Annotated in this window: 9 protein-coding genes and 2 pseudogenes; 6 read left to right on the forward strand and 5 right to left on the reverse strand. The window is 32.2% G+C overall.

The window, feature by feature from the left end:
- On the reverse strand, positions 1–5,502 hold the full coding sequence (locus MARIT_RS08520) for an alpha-2-macroglobulin family protein (protein WP_100211290.1): 5,502 nt from the start codon (positions 5,500–5,502) through the stop codon (positions 1–3).
- Positions 5,503–5,813: 311 nt separating this feature from the next.
- Between MARIT_RS08520 and mnmE the strand changes: the two genes are divergently transcribed.
- The 5 genes from mnmE (at position 5,814) to MARIT_RS08545 (ending at position 13,501) form a co-directional block, all read left to right on the forward strand.
- Positions 5,814–7,208, forward strand: coding sequence for a tRNA uridine-5-carboxymethylaminomethyl(34) synthesis GTPase MnmE (gene mnmE, locus MARIT_RS08525; protein WP_100211291.1), 1,395 nt, complete (start codon positions 5,814–5,816; stop codon positions 7,206–7,208).
- 457 nt (positions 7,209–7,665) lie between these two features.
- On the forward strand, positions 7,666–8,007 hold the full coding sequence (locus tag MARIT_RS08530; protein ID WP_100211292.1) for a helix-turn-helix domain-containing protein: 342 nt from the start codon (positions 7,666–7,668) through the stop codon (positions 8,005–8,007).
- Positions 8,004–11,129 (forward strand): Eco57I restriction-modification methylase domain-containing protein, encoded by a 3,126-nt coding sequence (locus MARIT_RS08535; protein WP_100211293.1) that lies wholly within the window; start codon positions 8,004–8,006, stop codon positions 11,127–11,129. Before MARIT_RS08530 ends, MARIT_RS08535 begins: the two co-directional genes overlap by 4 nt.
- Position 11,130: 1 nt before the next feature.
- Positions 11,131–12,969 carry an Eco57I restriction-modification methylase domain-containing protein gene (locus MARIT_RS08540; protein WP_100211294.1) on the forward strand — a complete coding sequence of 613 codons (1,839 nt, stop codon included), beginning with the start codon at positions 11,131–11,133 and terminating at the stop codon, positions 12,967–12,969.
- Between the two features lie 25 nt (positions 12,970–12,994).
- Complete coding sequence (locus tag MARIT_RS08545) at positions 12,995–13,501, forward strand: hypothetical protein (protein ID WP_100211295.1); 507 nt, start codon at positions 12,995–12,997, stop codon at positions 13,499–13,501.
- Here MARIT_RS08545 and MARIT_RS15905 read toward each other — a convergent pair.
- Positions 13,454–14,090, reverse strand: a pseudogene (locus tag MARIT_RS15905) (IS3 family transposase); the annotation flags it as partial. The gene MARIT_RS08545 and the pseudogene MARIT_RS15905 sit on opposite strands and share 48 nt — an antisense overlap.
- A 169-nt stretch (positions 14,091–14,259) precedes the next feature.
- On the opposite strand from MARIT_RS15905, the pseudogene MARIT_RS16240 reads away from it, so the two are divergent.
- A pseudogene (locus MARIT_RS16240) lies at positions 14,260–15,165 on the forward strand (IS982 family transposase).
- Between the two features lie 181 nt (positions 15,166–15,346).
- On the opposite strand, the gene MARIT_RS08565 reads toward MARIT_RS16240, so the two are convergent.
- From MARIT_RS08565 to MARIT_RS08575, 3 genes are all read right to left on the reverse strand, one after another.
- On the reverse strand, positions 15,347–16,570 hold the full coding sequence (locus tag MARIT_RS08565; RefSeq protein ID WP_100211297.1) for an acyltransferase family protein: 1,224 nt from the start codon (positions 16,568–16,570) through the stop codon (positions 15,347–15,349).
- A gap of 376 nt (positions 16,571–16,946) precedes the next feature.
- Complete coding sequence (locus MARIT_RS08570; protein ID WP_100211298.1) at positions 16,947–18,881, reverse strand: OmpA family protein; 1,935 nt, start codon at positions 18,879–18,881, stop codon at positions 16,947–16,949.
- Positions 18,882–18,899: 18 nt separating this feature from the next.
- Positions 18,900–19,850, reverse strand: a complete 951-nt coding sequence (locus tag MARIT_RS08575; protein ID WP_231975126.1) for a PorP/SprF family type IX secretion system membrane protein — start codon at positions 19,848–19,850, stop codon at positions 18,900–18,902.
- Positions 19,851–19,853: the final 3 nt, after the last annotated feature.

Consider the following 19,853-nt stretch of genomic DNA (forward strand, 5'->3'; position numbering starts at 1 on the left):
TCAATTTATTACTTCAATCCATTGTCCTTTCGTACGTGCTACATAATCATTATCATACATTGCCTCTACTTGTATTCCTGGTAGATAATACCTTCCTAAATAAGAAGCATTTAATAATACTTGGAATCGTTTTGTTTGGTGGCTTCTTACACTAAAATAATTCCTAATACTTGCATCACGAATATCTGTATAATCTACTTTTGAAGTACTTGTATGATTCCCAAAATCTGTAAAACGTGTATTTATAATTTCCCAACCAGAAGGAATTAACGTTGTTAATGCTACATTTTTAATATGTTTATTCGTTGTATTTTTAACCGTTATTTCTGCAATAAAATTAGTACCCTGTGCGATCCTTGTAGGGAGCATACTAGCTCCTTCTTTTGTTTTATAAACAATGGAGGTTTCCAAATTATTCTGCATTACCTTTTCGGATCCTACCGGCAAAATTCCTTTATGAAATACACGTACATATAGTACTCCTGTTCCATGATTTATAGCTTTAAAAGTATTTTCTTTTTGGCTACCTTTTAAATCTTGTGTGTATAATGCTTTAGAAATTCTTACTTTTTTACTCGTTCCATTCAATGAATAACTTGCATTAATTCCTTCTGCTCCTCCATTTTTCAAGGCATATTTACTCATTGCTAGTAAGCTAAAAGCAGTAGTTTGAGTACTCATCCATGCTTCGCTCGACAAGCTTTCTGCTATTATTTTAGCTAACTTTATAGCCTTTGTTTCGTTTTGTAATAAGGTATAGGTTTCTAAAGCCATTGCTCTATTTCTCATTTCCGATCCATAATTTGAGTAACGTCTTTTAGCATAGTTTTTTGTAGTTAATGTTCTCAAAATTGCTTTTGCAATCGGTTCTTTTCCTATAATTGCATACGCATTTGCCAATCGCATTTTTGCTTCATTAGAAATACCATTTGTGCTACGCAAACGATTCATAGAGGCCAAATCAGCACTATTTGCCAAACTCAATGTATATAATCTATAGGCTTGTGACAATGCATTGTTATCATAGCTATTATTATTCCTCCAACTTCTTGCACGCTCTTTTTGATACCCTATCCATGCTGTTTTAAAACCTATAGGTAACGCGTATCCTTTTTTAGCAGCTTCTATCATGAAATGCCCTGCATAAGAAGTTCCCCAACTATCAGCACTACTCCCTCCTTGCCAGTAAGACAGTCCTCCATTTGATAATTGAAAATCAGACAATCGTTGTATTGTTGCTTTTATATTTCGTTCTATAGCTTGTTGCTTTTCTTCAGATAATTCAAAGATTTCAGGCAAATACACTTGTGGAAATGCACTTGATGTAGTCTGTTCTACACAGCCATGCGGGTACTGAATTAAGTACTCCATACGTTTGGTAAAATTCATTGGTGGTAAAGTAGATAACTCCACACTGATAGCATTTGTTCCTTTAGTTCCAAAATTTGTAAAATAAAGTTCATTTTCGGCATTTGATTTTAATACCATATCCTTTACTTCCGTTGTAATTGGATTAGGATTCAATACATCTATTGCTACTTCATACGATGCTTTTTCACTTCCTGATCTTGCTATTACCTTTACTTTTCCTATTCCTTTAAAGTCATTTACTTTTAGTTTAAAATATGCCATTTTTTCACCTGGTTCATTGAATGAAAGTTCTTGGCTAGCATTGCTTATAATTGTGTAAGAAGCATCAGGTTGTACAGTTACTGCTACTCTCTTTACGCTTGGTTTCATGGCAAATACAGTTACTGGCAAAGTAACCGTTTCTTGTGGTGTTATTTTTCTGGGTAAGGATGCTAAAATCATCACAGGTTTACGTACAAAAGCCGTTTTTTCACTACTTCCATAAGCTTCCTTATCTGTATTCGCTGCTACAACCATTGCCTTTACAGCTCCTATATACTTAGGTATTTGAATGTGATGCTTTTTTGTAGCTCCTTCTTTTAAGGTAAATGGGCCTAAATACCTTACCATGGGTTTAAAACGGTTTGCTTTTTTATTTTTGCTACCTGCTTCTGACTCATCACCTCCAATACTTAATATTTGATTTACTTTTCCACCATAGGCACCAATAACATCATCAAAGATGTCCCAAGTTTTTACTCCCAATGACTGTTTTGCATAAAAGGTATTCCATGGATTAGGGGTTTTAAATCTTGTTAAATCCAATAAGCCTTCATCTACTACAGCAATAGTATATGTCATTGGTTTTCCTTCTTTTTCTTTGACCTCAAGAGTGGCTATTGTTTCTGGCTGTAATTCTTCAGCCATCTTAATTTCTGGCGTTAATTTTGTTGTTTCATCAATTACTTCCATTGGAATAGTTCCATACATACGCATGGGCAAATCATTTTCTGTTTGGTGATGTGCTTGTAGTAATGAAATATTCACAAATACGTTAGGTGTATAAGTTGGTAATACGGGAAAATTAAACGTGGTTTGTTGCGCTGTTGTAGTTACCCAAAAATGATCGAGTACTTGTGTTCCGTTTTCAATCGTTATTAATGCCCTACCTCCTTCTGAAGATGGAAATTTTATTGTAGCGGTTTCATGTATTTTATAAGATTCCTTATCAGTAGTACACACCAACATCGTAGCATTGGTTTTGTCTTGGCTACCTCTTTTCTTTCCATACCAAGATGGCCAATCAAAATAAGCCACATTTGATGTTACGTGTTTGCTTTTTCTGTCTAATACTTTAATCAGGTAACGCCCCCAATCATTCTTATCAACTTTTAAGTCAAAAGCTCCTTTTCCATTTGCATCAGTAGTTACCGTTACTGTTTTATATGGTTCATGGTAATTTGTTCCATCATAGTTAGAAAGTCCATCATTGGTTGTATTCCACCACCAACGCCAAGATAATTTATATATCTGTACTCTTAAAGTATTAGGGATTCCTACTCCTTTTTCATTTACAGAAACAACGTTAAAAGTATAATTTTCATCTGTAAACAAATAGTTTTTAGATTGTTGTTCCTCAGCATTTAGCAATCCTGCATAACTTGTATAAGGTGATACTTTTTTTGAAAATACATCCGTGCTAAAATCTCCTCCATTTTCATACACCTTAGTAATAAAGCTAGCCTTTAACATGCCAGGTGCTCCTCTATTCAATTTAGGTTTTACTGAAAAAGTAGCAAGTCCTTCTTCATTTAAAGTTCCTTCACCAACCCTGAACTCCTCTGTACCAAATCTTTTAGCCACATCATCAAAGTTATAGTTTTTAAACGTTGAAAATACTGTTTTTGTTTGTCTAAACTTTCCATTAATATCTATCTTCAAGTCTTTTGCTATGGCTCCGTGTAACCATTTTACGACTACCTTTCCTTTCATAGAACTGTTTGCCTTTATGAATTCTTCTTCCTCCGTCATACTGAATTGTATTTTTAGGCGGTTTGGCTTAATCGTTTCTATTTTTAATGTTTTCTGAAATACTGCTCCTCCTACGCTTACACGTAATTTCCAGTTTCCTGTAAGTGCATTTTCGTTGGTTTTTGGTGCGTATGCATATACATTGGCTTTGTTTTTATAAAGTAGCTTTCTATGTATCAGTTTTCCTTGGGGATTGAGGAGCTCAAATTTTATAGGATGCTTCTCTGGAATGGGGTTTGCTTTATCATTTAAAACAAATGTTAAAAAGAGTTGGTTACCAGGCCTCCATACACCTCGTTCTCCATAAAGGTATCCCTTTATTCCTTTTTGAAGCTTTACTCCTGATACATCAAACTTACTCATAGATAAGGAGTTTCCATCGTTTAATTTGACATAGGTTGTGCTATTTTCTTTGGTTATTGCAGCAAAAAATGCATTGCTTATTCCTTCAAAGATAGCGACTCCTTCTTTATTGGTTTGTGATGTTTTGATTGGTTGTTGTTGTAAATTGTATAAAGTTACCTTTGCGCCTTCTTCTGGCGCTGTTGTTAACAAATTGGTTACTGCAACAAAAGTAGTGGCATTGCTCCCTTTTTTTACAATAACTCCTAAATCGGTAGCTAAAATATTCGTACTAATTTTTTTATCATAATAATATGATGCAGTACATGGATCGTCTCGTTCGTTCCAATCGTAGGTATCATAATACTCGTCATCGTAACTAATACGGTCATAATTTTCAGTTGCTATTTCTTTTTTTCCATAAATAATCGTTGTTTTTGGTGCTTTTTGATCACAAACATAATTTGAATATGCTTCATTAAAGGATAAGGCTACACGATACATTGCTCCAGGTTCTATAGTTGTGATTTCTGATAGATCAATAGCAAATACATTTTCTTTATCCAAATCAAGACCTTGGTTGCTTAGGTTTACTGTATATTTAGCAACGGGTCTTCCTACATAATTTAAGCTCCCTTGATTGTTTACATTGTTCGTTTGTAAAAACTGTAATATATTGTTTTTGTAAATTTTATAAACTGTTGCGTCAACTGCTTTTAAATTAACTGCTTTAAAGTTCAATTTTACATTAGAGGAATTGGGTAATATGGATCCGCTATTTATAAAACTGACGGAAGGTTTTAGCTGTTCAAAATACAGGGTTTTACTGTAGTTATTCTTTAAAGTGTATCCTCCAATACTTTGTATTCCTTTAAACACTTCAATAGTTACATTATTTTTAAAAGAAGCTCTTGGATAAAGGGTAACTATGTTCTTTTTAATGCCATAAGTAAATTTTCTTTTTTGGGTATTTGTCAACTGAATTAGTCCTTTTATATGCTGTGCTTTTTTGATTGGATCGGAAAAACTGATTTCGATGTATTGCTTATCATCATTTACTACTTCAATGTCTAAGATTTTAAAGTTATTTTTTCCTGCAATGGTTAGTTCTCGAGTTCCTTCTGATGCGGAAGCTATTTCTACTCCACTCCAAGAAACTTTTAGGTCTTTATTTTCTTCAAAGCGTTGTAAGCTATCTATTTTAAAATGTACTTTTGAAGCCAGTGGTTCAAAGGTTTCAAAAATTATTTTTTTAGGCTTTCCTTCATAATTTGCCGTTATAATAGTTCCTAATTTAGCGGTATCAATTACATCACTTGCTGTTAATACCCCTGTTACGGCATACCAATCTTTAGTTAATACAGTTGGCGATTCTAATGCTACGTTAAATAATAGCTCTTTCGTTTTTACTTTTATTGTAAAATCTTTTAAATCGGGTGAAATATCTTCATAAAGCTTCGATAAATGCAATGTTATTGTATATAAGGCATTGCTTTTTAGTTTTTCTTTGGGTATAAAGGATAGTACTTGATCTCTAAATAGTACTTCTCCTTCTACTTTGGGACTTATGCTTATAACATCTTCTGCTATTGTTGCTTCTCTAAGTTCTTTTTTTAAAAAGAAATCGAGTTTTGGTACCACTGAAATCATCTTTTCAGGATACATGGTGATGTACTCGCTGTAGGCATGTATATTGCTTTCTGTGGCTGTTGTTTTTTTACAGGCGTTGCTTATGAATACCAATAGTAATATACTAAGTAGCTTCATTGTTTTTTTCATAACAAATGGTATTTAATTATTTTTTTAGTGTTCCAAAGTTACGTTTTTATAAAAAATACACCCAAGCTTTTTTCTTTTTTTTCTAACTTCTTGAAGTTCTAAATATGCATTGGAAATGCTTCGTGTAGGTATGCTGTTATTCCAATTAGCTTAAAAGGATGTCATTCTAATTGCCTTTTAAAGGTGTTTGGAATCATCCACTCGTTTTCTTCTTTAAAGGTTAACTGGTACATATTCTTTATTTTAACAAATATCAAGAAACTTCAATCGTATATTTTACGGAATACAATATATATACTTATTTTTGTGGCATGATACAAAACGATACTATTATTGCTTTAGCAACTCCTGCTGGAGTTGGAGCTATTGCTGTTATTAGACTTTCTGGTGAAAAATCTATTGAAATTGTAAATTCTTTTTTTAAATCTGTAAAAAAAGAAAAATCATTACTTCTTCAAAAAACTCATACTTTACACCTAGGTCATATTGTAAATAATGGTGTTGTTTTAGATCAAGTTTTAGTTTCTATTTTTAAGAATCCGCATAGCTATACAGGTGAAAATGTGGTAGAAATTTCTTGCCACGGTTCTAGTTTTATTCAACAAGAAATAATTCAGTTGTTTTTAAAAAATGGTTGTAGAATGGCGGATAACGGGGAATTTACTATGCGTGCTTTTTTAAATGGCAAAATGGATTTGAGTCAGGCAGAAGCTGTGGCGGATGTGATTGCTTCGAATTCTGCTGCTAGTCATCAAATGGCGATACAACAAATGCGCGGGGGTATTACTAATGAGCTAAAGGTACTGCGTACACAGTTATTAGATTTTGCTGCTTTAATTGAATTAGAACTCGATTTTTCTGGTGAGGATGTTGAATTTGCTGATCGTTCTAAGTTTAAAGAATTGGTGGCTAAAATAACATTGGTTTTAAAGCGTTTGATTGATAGCTTTGCTTTTGGTAATGCTATGAAAAATGGAATTCCTGTTGCTATTATTGGGGAGCCTAATGTTGGGAAATCGACCTTACTAAACACCTTATTGGATGAAGAAAAAGCTATTGTTTCAGATATTGCAGGTACTACGCGAGATGCTATTGAGGATGAACTTGTTATTCATGGGGTTGCTTTTCGTTTTATTGATACGGCAGGGATTAGAGAGACTAAAGATTTTGTTGAAAATATTGGTATAAAAAAAGCGTATGAAAAGGCTGAAAATGCTCAGTTGATTCTCTTTTTAATTGATGCTCATAAATTTATAGATTCAAGCGAGGAGTTTTTACAAGAGATTAAAGTTATTAAAAAACGTTTTCCTAACAAGCGTTTATTGGTTATTGCTAATAAAATAGATACTCTTTCTTGTCATGATACTGCTATTTTACAATCAGAAATCGACCATTTGATTTTACTTTCAGCAAAACAAAAAACTGGTATCGAAGCATTAAAATCGCATTTGACTTCTTTGGTTAATACAGGTGCTTTAAGTAATAATGAAACTATTGTTACCAATTCTCGTCATTTTGAAGCTCTTACTCATGCTTTAGCGTCTATTCATGCTGTACAGGAAGGGATTGACTTAGGTATTTCTACTGATTTATTTTCTATTGATATTCGTGAGTGCTTACGTCATTTAGGAAATATTACTGGTGAGTATGATGTTGACAAGGATATTTTAGGGCATATTTTTGGAAATTTCTGTATTGGGAAGTAATTACACTTCCTTTTCTTAGCTAACCTCTTCTCTTATTGATGTTTACAGGTTTTCAACTTCTCTTTTTTGCCATAATTCAAATATACTATTTATGGACTCAATTAATTCGTCTCAACAAATGTAGACACTCCATACGCTTTACCAAGAAACTTTAACCGTCAAAAGTATTTGGAGGTAGCCAAAAAACTAAACATTCCTGCAAAAACAGCCGAAGGCTATATCACCAGTTTCATAAAGTCTAACCTTATTCACCGTGAGCAACAGGACACGTATATAAATCTCTCTATTGAGGAAAGTAAGGGTGTTGAGGATGCTAAGGATTAACTATCCTTGGTTTCCTCTGTTTCCTTGCAATTCTCAGACTGATAAGTTTTTGTAAAATCGAAATAAAATTTAAGAAAACAATCCTATCTTTGACAAAAGATGTCCAAATTTATTTTTCCAGAAAAAACAAGAAATGTCTATAAACGAAACATTTGGTGAACACATAAGGAATTTAAGAGAGCAATCAGGCTTACCACTTAGAAAGGTAGCAGCATCACTTGATATTGACCCATCTACATTAAGTAAAATTGAAAGAGGTGAAAGGTCTGCAAATAAAGAAATGGTTCCCATTTTGGCTAAAATGTTTAGTGAAGATGAAAATACTCTTGGTTTAATTCTGATGAGTGATAAAGTAGCAAATGAATTATTGGCAGAAGAAAATCCAAATGAAATTCTGAAAGTGGCAGAGGAAAAAATAAAATATTTAAAGAACAAGAGCTTGGAACAAGGCTCACTTGATTTTGACGAACAATGAGCATTGAACAAAGACGTGAAGCATTAACAAACCTTGTTAATAGATATAACCAATTTAAAGAAGAAGGTCGCCTCGACTTAACTTCTGAAGAGACTATTCGTACCTGGCTAAATGAAATGTTGGGTATTTTCGGATGGGATGTACAAGACACTTCTCAAATACTACAAGAAAAAACACTAACACAAGCAGAAAGGGATAGATTAAGAGAAATTGGATCTACAAGTATTCGACCTGACTATACATTCAAATTAGGCAAAGAAAAGCTTACATTTTTAGATGCAAAGGATATAACTGTAGATTTGAATACAGATACTTCTGCATCCTTTCAGATTAAATCATATGGTTGGTCAATTTTAGCACCTTGTGCTTTCATATCAAATTTTGAACAGTTTGCGATTTATGATTGTGGTTATATCCCCAACAGAGAACAAGCAGCAGAATTTGGTAGAATTTTCTTAACTGTAGATGAGTATATTGATAATTTTGAACTTTTAGATAATCATCTATTCAAGCCAAATATTTATGGAGGAAGATTGGCGGAATTATATTCAGGTAATGAGGTTGAAGGAATTAAAAAGGTTAGTCCTGATTTTGCTTTTGCAAATTTCTTATCTGGCTTTAGACTTACATTAGCGGCTAATATTCTTGAAAATAATAATGAAGCTATAGCAAATGACACATCATTGTTAAGCTATGTTGTTCAGGTTATTATAAACAGAATCCTTTTTATCAGAGTATGTGAAGCAAGGAGATTAGAAGAAAATGGTCTATTACTGCAATTTAAACAAGAAGGTTTTTGGGAGAGATTTAAAGAATCTTCATATTTAGATTTCTATCAACATTATGATGGTCCTTTATTTGATCGTATTGATAGTATTCATAACCTCACAATTAATAATGAAATTTTTGATGAACTCTTATCATATCTATACTACCCATCTCCTTATAGGTTTGATGTAATCCCAACTAAACTTCTTGGGGACATTTATGAAATCTTCCTTTCAAAAAAGCTGATATTAACTGAGGAGGGTGTTTCAGATATTCTAAAAACTGAGTACATCAAATCAAAGGGAGCAGTAAGTACACCACAATTCTTAGTAGATGACATATTAAAAAGAACCTTAATAAAACAAAATCTTATAGATTCAGGTGTTGAGGGTGTTTTAGGTATATCTGCGTTAGATATTGCTTGTGGTAGTGGGGTCTTTTTGATAGGTCTTTATGATTATTTAGAAGACATAGTTCTCGAAATTCAGAGTATTGCACCTAACGAGGCATATAGCCATTTATTCAGTCATACAGAAACCGAGCTTATATTAAACCTTAGAGGAAAGCAGGCTATAATAAAGAATTGTATCTATGGTGTTGATATTGACCCTGAAGCTGTAGAGGTTGCGAAAATGTCTCTTGCTCTTAAAGCTATTGACAATGAAGAATATCCTGAAGCTTCTGAACAAATAGGTTTATTCGGTGAGCAAATATTAAATGGTATAGGTTTAAATGTAAGATGTGGCAATTCTCTTGTTGATTCATCTGTTCTCACTCAATACCCTGAAATTTTAGCCAATGATGAAGAGCTTTTTAAAACCCGACCTTTTGATTGGCAAACTGATGATTATTTTCGTGATGTTTTCGACAATAATGGAGGATTTGATTTTATAGTAGGTAACCCTCCTTATGTTGAAGTTAAACACTTTAATACTGAATTACCTTTTATGCACTCCTTTATCAAGGATACATATACAACAGGGAATAATGGTAAAATTGACCTTGCCGTCCCTTTTGTGGAAAGAGGATTATCTGTGTTGAATGACAACGGTCGTTTAGGTTTTATTGTTCAAAAACGATTTTTTAAAACAGATTATGGTAGTAAGATTCGTGAATTAATCTCATCTGGAAACCATCTATCAACGATAGTTGATTTTACCACACAAAGCATTTTTAAAGGAAAAATGACCTATGTGGCAACTCTTGTTCTAAGTAAATCACCTAATGAGCAATTTTATTACCACAAAACGGAAGATAGTATTGAAACATTACCCGCTTATCTTCGTGAATTATCGATTGCTGAAATTGACGAAACACCATTTTACAATCTACCAAGTGAATCAATAACTGCAAACCCTTGGAGTTTTGATGACCCAAGTTTACTACGCATAAAACTTGATTTGGCAGAATTAGGAACTTTTGGTGATGTTGTTAATGTAAAAGTAGGTCTACAAGCTTTAAAGAATGAAGCTTATCATATTAATGCAATAGATATTTCAGAAGGTATAATTACAGGGCGTTCTAATTGGCAGGATGAAATTACTATTGAGGAAGGAGCTTGCAGACCATTAATGTGTAATATTCAATTTTATCCTTTTAGACCAGATACAACGGACACCTATGTAATATTTCCATACGATATAATTGATGGAGAAAAAAGAGAAATTCCTTATCCTGAATTTTGTGAACGTTTTCCGTTGGCAGGTGCATATTTGGATGGTCAGAGAGCAAGATTAGAAGGTCCAACGGCTAATGGTGGTGTTCAAACAATGCCAATTAGAAACCCACAAAGGTATACCGTAGATTATTGGCATATTTATACCAGAGCTAATAATATAGAACACGTATACCCAAAAGTCCTTGTGCCTATGACTACAATGGACACTTTTGCAACTGTCACTTTATCAGAACAAATTTATTGTGATAATGCGAATATGTTTTTTATTCAAATTGATGAAGTTTCAGAAGATCGCCTTTTTGCTGTATCGGGAATAATAAATTCAATTGTATTTTCTGTTTTGGGTCGTTCTATTGCAAACCCTCAGTCTAATGGATATTTCAAGTTTAATAAGCAGTTTTTAGAACCAATTCCATTTCCTGTTGAAAATTTCAATAATTCTCCTGAGTTGGTAAATCAACTTGCTACAGTTTCAAGAGATATAAAAAATAGGCAAGATCAGTATCGTAGAAACCCAAACAACAGAAACACTTTAATACCTGTATTAAGACAGCTCTGGAATCAGTTGGACAATTTAGTTTATTCATTATATGGATTAACTGAAGAACAAATCGCCTTTTTTAATGAAAGAGGTCGTAATGTGAACAGGGTAACATTCTTAAATAACTGGATGTAAAATGAAAAAAATATTTGAAAATATAGTAAAGAAGCATTCGGAAGATAACGCCTTTTTAGATCAATTATTTACATCTGTTTACCTTTATTCAAGGGGTATTTATGATGTTAAGAATAAATTTATAAAAGATCAACTTCTTGAAAAAGACCACGAACTGGTATTGAGTGTTTTACCTCAAATCGGTTCTGAACTTTCTACTCAATCTCTAATCGAACTTTTTGAAATAGCAATCCCAAGAGATGAGCAGCAGACTAATGGTGCTGTATATACTCCTGATGTTATAAAGGATTATATAGTAGATACTACACTAACAAAATTCATAGATAAATTAGATACAGTATTAGTAGCTGATATTTCTTGTGGTTGTGGTGCATTTCTTTATTCTTCAGCTAAAAAGTTAAAACACAAAACTCAGCAACCATATAGAGATATATTTTCTCAATTGTATGGGCTTGACATAAGTTCTAACAGTTTACAAAGAGCTAAAATCTTATTATCACTTTTGGTAATTGTAGAAGGGGAAGATGAAGAAGGATTTAGCTTCAATTTATTTGAAGGCAATGCCTTGAATTTTGATTGGCATAAAATTTCGTCAGTAAAAAATAACAAAGGCTTTGATATAGTTGTAGGGAACCCTCCTTATGTAAGAGCAAAACATATAGATAGTGCTTCAAAGAAGCTACTTAAAAATTGGAAAGTTGCTTCTTCTGGTAATCCAGATTTATACCTTCCCTTTTTTGAAATTGGTATGCACTGGTTAAATTCTAATGGTGTTCTTGGTTATATTACTGTTAACTCATTTTTCAAAAGTGTTAATGCAAGAGGTCTAAGGAATTATCTATCTAATAATGAGTTTCCTTTAACGATTATCAATTTTGGTCACGAGCAAATATTTGAAAAGCGACTAACATATACTTGCATCTGTTTTATTGATAAACAAAATGATGGCAATGTTTCCTACACAAAAGCTACTTCAAAAGATTTATTAAATAAAAAAAGTTTTAACTATTCAATTCTTAATTACAATAACTTAAACCATCATAGGGGATGGCTTTTAAATAATACAAAGATTGTTTCTAATATCAACAGAATTGAAAATGCAGGACCAAGCTTAGATCAATTATACAGTATTAAAAATGGAATAGCCACATTGAGTAATGATGTATACATTTTTAAACCTATAAATGAGGATGATTCAAATTATTACTTTATAAAAGACAAGAAAGAATACTCTGTTGAAAAGACTATATGTAGAGAGATCATCAAGCCAAATATCCTTAAAACTGAAAATGAAATTGATGAAGTTAAAGAGAAAATAATTTACCCCTATACAAATGGTATAGCCCCACTCTCTTTAATGAAGGAAAGTAAACTCCAAGACGAGTTTCCATTGGCATATAATTATCTTTTAGATTATAAGAGTCAACTTGACGAAAGAGATAAAGGAAATGGAGATTATGGTGCGTGGTTTGCCTTTGGTAGAACACAAGCTCTAAATGATAAAGGGTTAAAACTTTTATTCCCTTATATGGCTAAAAAGCCTCATTTTGTATTTACTGATAACTCAGATATGCTTATTTATTGCGGATATGCAATTTTTTCTGAATCTGAGGAAGAGCTTCTAATTCTAAAAAGAATACTTGAATCTGATGTATTTGATTATTATATGAAAAATACAAGTAAACCATACTCTTCGGGCTATTATTCCTACGCTAAAAACTATGTAAAACATTTTGGGGTATGTGAGTTATCTGATAGAGAGAAAACAGAGCTTTTAAGCTTTAATTCTAAAAAGCGTATAAATCAATTTGTATCAGATAAATATGAAATACTAATATAAAGCAGATAGAAATACTCATTAGATAATGCAAAATCACTGTTTCAACATATTAACTTTTAACCATCCACAGGAAGAACTAACACTCTACTTTACTAATGTAGAAAATGAAAGCCTAACAAGGATATTTCACAAGTTAGTTCCTGATGAGGTTATTGAGGAGTTTGGAGAACACGAGCATTATTATACATCATTCACAACAGAAGTTGAAGGCTTTTATCCAGTTACCAAAGCGGTTAATCCAAGCTATGAGATAAAGGAAGATGAAAACGGAGAAGAACGCTCATTTAGAGTTCACAATTCAGCAATATCGGTTTCTATATTAAAACGGTATTACAACGCACTCATACACGAATACTTTAAAAGGAAAGGCTTTTTGGTCAAACCTAATTTTGTTAGTGATACAGAAATTTGGCTACCAAGTAAGAAATACGATAAAACAGGACAATTTAACCTGGACTACCTAATAAATTTGGGATTAATTTCATCAAACCTCTTTGTTAAAACTCATTCTTATTTTGACTTCCATTTCTAAAGGAGAAATATACCCTAGACTAGAGTGAAGTCTTTCGTTATTATACCTATTTATGTAACCTTCAATACTGCTGAATAATTGTTTATAATAACCATATTTAAAATGGTATAACCTATTCGTGCTTAATTGTTTTAAAAAAGCTCTCTGCTACTGCATTAGTAGTATCAGAAACCCATTTTTCTCCTAATTTTAAACTTGTAAAATTTCTATCTAATTCGTTTTTAGCAATCGATAAATTATCATAGGAGTTAGTAGTCGCTACATATTTCCTTTTTATAATACTTTTTAGTCTTAGTTGTTTCATTAGTAGCCCAGTATAAGAACGTGCATAAACTAAACCTTCTCTTTCCAACATTTTTTGAATACGATAGCTTCCGTAAATTTCTCTACTTTGTTCGAAATGAAATTTAATTCTCTCTTTGAGTAAAACCTTAGAGGGTAGTATTTTTATTACATCCTTGTGTTTTAACCAATAGTAATAAGCATTTTTGCTAACTTTCATACATTTACACATCTTCTCAACAGGATATACACTTACATTTTTTAAAATGAATTTATATCTCATTTGTCGCTCTTGGAGAAGATGCTCACGTTAATTAGTTTTCATGATAAAAACAGGCCTTATTCATAAAAATCTGATTAAGAATTCAATAGTTAACGTGAGTTCGACGTAAGAAATCTATTTTTACTATAGTAAAAAAGCAGAAAATTTAGTATATTAAAGTACTGAATTCCAACAAACTAAAATTATTCTGCTTATGATTTCTGACACTAAAATAATTGAAATATTTTGTAATCTTGACGATTTTATGAAAAAAATTTAAACAGTTTTAATAAAAAACAGTATTTCAGAGAGTTCTAAAGTTAAAAAGCGCAAGAGAAAATCCAAAATGAGTAAAAGTGAAGTAATGACCATTATGGTTATTTTTCATCTAAAATCCTATCGAAATTTAAAACACTTTTATTTGTATTATGTGTGCAAAATACATGGATTATTTCTTTCCTGATCTTGTCTCCTATAATTGATTTGTAGAACTACAAAAGAAAGTTATTCCACCTTTAGCAGTGTATTTAAAATTACACGGATTAGGAAAGTGTTCTGGTATCTCTTTTATTGATTCCACAGCACTAAAAGTGAGTCATTATAAAAGAGAAAAACAACACAAGGTATTTAAAGGAATCGCAGAAAAAAATTACGGAACATTCGGTTAGTTCTACGGTTTTAAACTTCATTTAGTCTGTAATGATAAAGGACAAATAGTTGATTTTATGATTACTAAAGCAAATGAAGATGACAGAATCCTTTAAAGAACAAGTGCTTTCACGATAAGATATTTGGAAAAATATATGGTGATAAAGGTTATTTAGGCAAAGATTTATTCGATAAATTATTTGTGGATGGTATCCATTTAATTACCAAATTAAGAAAAAACATGAAGAAGAAAGCTCTTGATTTTATGGATAAAGTTTACTTAAGAAAAAGAGCCATTATAGAATCTGTAAATGACGTATTAAAAAATACCTGTCAGATTGAACATTCTAGACATCGCTCGTTTGATAACTTCTTAGGAAACCTAATTGCTGGATTGATTGCTTACTCTTTTCTTGAATCAAAACCGAGCATTAAAATACAAAGATTCTTACCTAATCATGGAATAAGTTAAGTCGAACTCACGTTTACTAGTATGCCTAACATCTTGAAACAACTCTTTCCAAAAAGGTTTTAAAAATATCTAAAGAGATCATTTCTTATCCAGCAAGAGGATTGAAGGTCTATTAGCAAATAGCTCTGATTCAATAATTGGGTTCTTCAATTTATTTATAAAACATTAGATAGATACCTAATTATTTATCCAGAGCAGGATGTAAAGGTTTTCGCTCTTTTTCTTTTTTTGTATCAGTTATTTTTCTTGAATATTTCCTTCCATTTAAAAACTTTCCTATAAATGTACTTCTTACTAGATAATGATAGCTTGTAAAAGAAATAATGGTAGTACTAATAATGACTATTACAAATTTAGTGATGGCATGTACTTCCCAACCAATTAGCAATGGTGCTATAAAAATGGTTAGGGTATAGTGTACTAGATATACCCAATAAGATGCATCGGAAATATACCTCATTCTTGCTGAATGGTTACTCGCATATCTAATAAACAATCCAGTTATTCCAAAAATGAATAACCATACTTCTAAAGATTGAACAAGTATCTTGATCATATTTCCATAAGGTGCTGCTATTAATTTTGATTGCTCTATACTCAATCCTATCGTAAATAAAACAAGTGCTAAAATTGTACACATCCAATCTAATTGCTTAAAACTATTTAATTGTTCTTTAGATTTGTATAAAATCCAACCAACCATATAAAAAGAAAAGTAAAAGATAAACACATTTAAGCTAGGTTTGAAGGAATTAGAATGTGGAATAGATGGTGTTCCTATTATTAAAAAAACAAACGCAGTCATTCCTGCAAAAATAAAAACTCTTAAAAATGGTTTTTTAAAAATATTATTAGAAATCTGTAAAAAACCAGTAGTGTGCTTTTTAGGTACCTTTTTAAAAACTGTAGCTATGATAACGGAAGTAATTACAAAGTATATCAGATAATATAAAAACCAGAGGTGCCATGTAACATTCGGTAAAAAACTAAGAAGGTTTGTAAAATAAGCAGCAGCTTCTTTTATAGGATAATTACTTCCTGAAAAAACTGCTTTTGCAAAAAGTTGAGCAAATTGAAGGGTTGGATGAAGCAATAAGAGAAAGACTATAAAAGGAAAGACTACCCTAGTAACTCTATTTTTTAACATTTTATAAATACCTCTTTCGTAAAATAGCATTGCTCCAAAGAACCCTGCTATAACCATAAAAATAGGCATACGAAAAGAGTGTATTAATACAAAAATAATATCAACAGTTATGTGCGTTGTATTTGGATCTTTATGAAATCCAAACTCAGTTACTGTATAGGGAATTGCTGAGTGAATTACAATTCCTAACAACATCATAATTGCTCTCAAAGAATCTAATGAGTGTATTCTTTCTGTTTTGTTTGCTTGTAGCTCCATTTTTTATTGCTATTCTTTATTTATTGCAATTCTACACAAGGTTTTATCCCTCTATTTGTTCAAACATATTTACTTTTACTGTTTGTTATGCAACGTTAATCAAACGTACATTTTATTTCAATATAAATCAAATGAACCTTTCTCAGAGCATCGTTTTTAATACTATTTTAACCTTTTTACAGACTCCTATTATCTCTCTTTTAACAATTACTGCTATGAATTAACATTCTTCATTAACCTCTCTCATTTCTAATGCTAATTCCTACAATCAATCTTAATTGTGCATTTTTTGGTGTAATAAAAAACGCCTTAGAGTATATCTTACTCTAAAGCGCATTTGCCTTGTTTAAACCCGTAAATTAAACAAGCTTACTCATTATTTCTTTACAATATAAAAATAAGATCTTCGATTTAGTTGATGTTCTTCTTCACTACACTTATTTCTATGTGCGTCATCACAATGATTTAATAATTGATCTTCGCCATATCCTATTGCACTCGCTATTCTTGAACCCTCAATACCTCGTGAAATTAAATAATCTCGGGTAGATTTTGCTCTGTTATCTGATAACTTACGATTGTATAATTTTGACCCTCGACTATCTGTATGCGACTCAATTTTAATCACCATATTCGGGTGGTTATTCATTACAGATACAATATGTTCTAGTTCATACGCTGCATCTTCACGGATATTCCATTTATCAAAGTCAAAATAAATTGGGTTAATTACAATCTGATCCTCTACAATCAACGGAGTTAATCCTAAATCAGCTTCATTTCTATAATTTGACTCGCTATTTGTTACTACTTTCTTTTGCGCCGATTTATAATCTAGTTTTTCTGCTAAAACTACGTAGTTTGATTTACAATCTACTTTTTCAAAATTATATTTTCCTCTTTCATCGGTTTCTTTAGTCATTACAATAGCTCCTGATTCATCTATTAATTTAACAGTAGCTCCTGCTAAACTCGCTCCTGTACGAGTATCTGTTACAATTCCTACGATAGACTGGGTACAATCATAAATTAAAAAACTATAAATATCATCATCTCCTTTACCTCCTTCTCTATTCGATGAAAAGAATCCTTTATTTAATTCTTTATTTAATATAAAACAAAAATCATCGCGATTGCTATTGGTTGGACTTCCTAAATTTTCTGGTCGCACATAAATACCGTTTTCTTTTTTACTTTCAAAGATATCTAATAGCCCTAAGCCCAAATGACCATCTGACGAAAAATACAACGTTTCGTCTGATCCTATAAATGGAAACATCTCTCTACCTTCTGTATTAACTGGCCTTCCTAAGTTTTCTGGTTTCCCATAACCTCCTGATGCTTCTATAGATACTTTATAAATATCTGAAGATCCTAATCCTCCAGGCATATCTGATACAAAATACAACGTTTGCTCATCTACACTTAATGCTGGATGCCCTACGGAGTAGGATGGATTGTTAAAAGGGAGTTCCTCTGGAGTGGTCCATTCTCCGTTTTTTAATATGGATTTATATATTTTTAAACGAGACGTTCGTTTTTTATCTTTATGCAAACGCTTTCCATCATAGTTATTACGTGTAAAGTACATCGTTTGGCCATCTTTGGTGAATATTGCATTTGACTCATGGTATTCTGTTGCTATTGGTGATTTTAATGATTCTACATCATTGACGTCAAGAATATCATCCAACGATCCCTCAATATCTCCTAATTCTATAACAGATTTATATAAGTTTAGATAAGGTTGCTTATTCCATTTATACAACCTCGAATTGATTCCTACTGGCTTTGAAGATGCAAAGTAAAATTTATTTCCTTGAATAAAACCTCCAAAGTCAGAGTACTTCGTATTGCTTGATAAATTATGTATATTCAAATAAGTATCAGGCTTGTTGGTATAGGCTGAAAAGTAATTTTTATTAGTTAATAATTCACCACCACGGCTATCTCCCTTTTTTAATGCGCTAAACTTTAACATCCAACTATCTGATAAAGATTGCTCCCCATTACTCTTTAAACTTTGAGCATATTTAAATAAATACTCCGGAGATACACTGGACGCATACTTGCTTAATAACTCTCCATACCAATGTGATGCTTCCTTCGTTTCTGAATTAAGGTAATGGCAATCTCCTAAACGTTCCAAAACTAATTGTGATCGATCTCCTCTATCATACAATCTCTTGTATAATTTTGATGCCTTTTTATAAGAGTATTCTTTAAAATACCGGTCCGCAGCATATTTTCGCTGACCAAAACTAAACGTGGTTACCAATAAGGCAACGAATATTAATATATAGTGTTTCATAACTGTTCCTTATTTGAGTTAAAAAAATCTTGGTGATAGTACGCTTACCTCCTTAAAGATCTCATAGCGTAACATAATCTCATGAGTTCCTGAATTGTAATTCTGCAAATTACTCGTTGTCAAATCATAAGCATATCCTATATGAAGACCCTCCGTTACTTGAAATCCTAAAATACCACTGATCGAATCATCCCAACGCCAAGAAATACCTGCATTGAATCGATCATGGAATAAAAAGTTCGCTGAAACATCTAAAGATAAAGGTGCTCCGGATACCACTTTTGTTAAAACCGCAGGTTTAAACTTTATACGATCGTTTAAATCAAAAACATATCCTGCTATTAAAAAATAATGCATACGCTCTGCTGCTACAGATTCTAAATCATTATCATAATGATCCGTTCGTAAGAAATTTGGAACAGAAATACCTGCATACCATTTTGGGGTATAATAATACAACCCTGCTCCTACCGTAGGTAAAAACTTATTATTGATATTTTCATTCAATAATTTATCTGTGATATGTCGATACCTCCCTTTGCTCCAATCAATATTAAACAAACGAGCTCCTAGTTTTAGTCCGAAGGCAAAGTTCCCTTCATCACTAGTACGCAAAGTGTAAGAAGTATTCACATCTAACGACGTTTCATTTACGGGACCAATCTTATCATTTACCAAATTAACCCCTAAGCCTACCCCACTATAACCTAGTGGAGTATCGTAACTTAGTGTTTGTGTTTGTGGGGCTCCTGTAAATCCTACCCATTGTGTACGTGCCAAACCTGTAATTGTTGTATGCCCCCGCGATCCAGAATACGCAGGGTTTACACTCATCGTATTATACATATACTGTGTGTACTGAGGGTCTTGCTGACCATATATTGTAAATGATAGCAAGAATATTCCTAGTAATAAAATATTGCGTTGTAATGAAATATTCATATTGCTTTGTATTTGTGTTAATCTCATGTT

Origin of the sequence: Tenacibaculum maritimum NCIMB 2154, assembly GCF_900119795.1 — a bacterium.
GTDB classification, from domain to species: Bacteria; Bacteroidota; Bacteroidia; order Flavobacteriales; family Flavobacteriaceae; genus Polaribacter; species Polaribacter maritimus.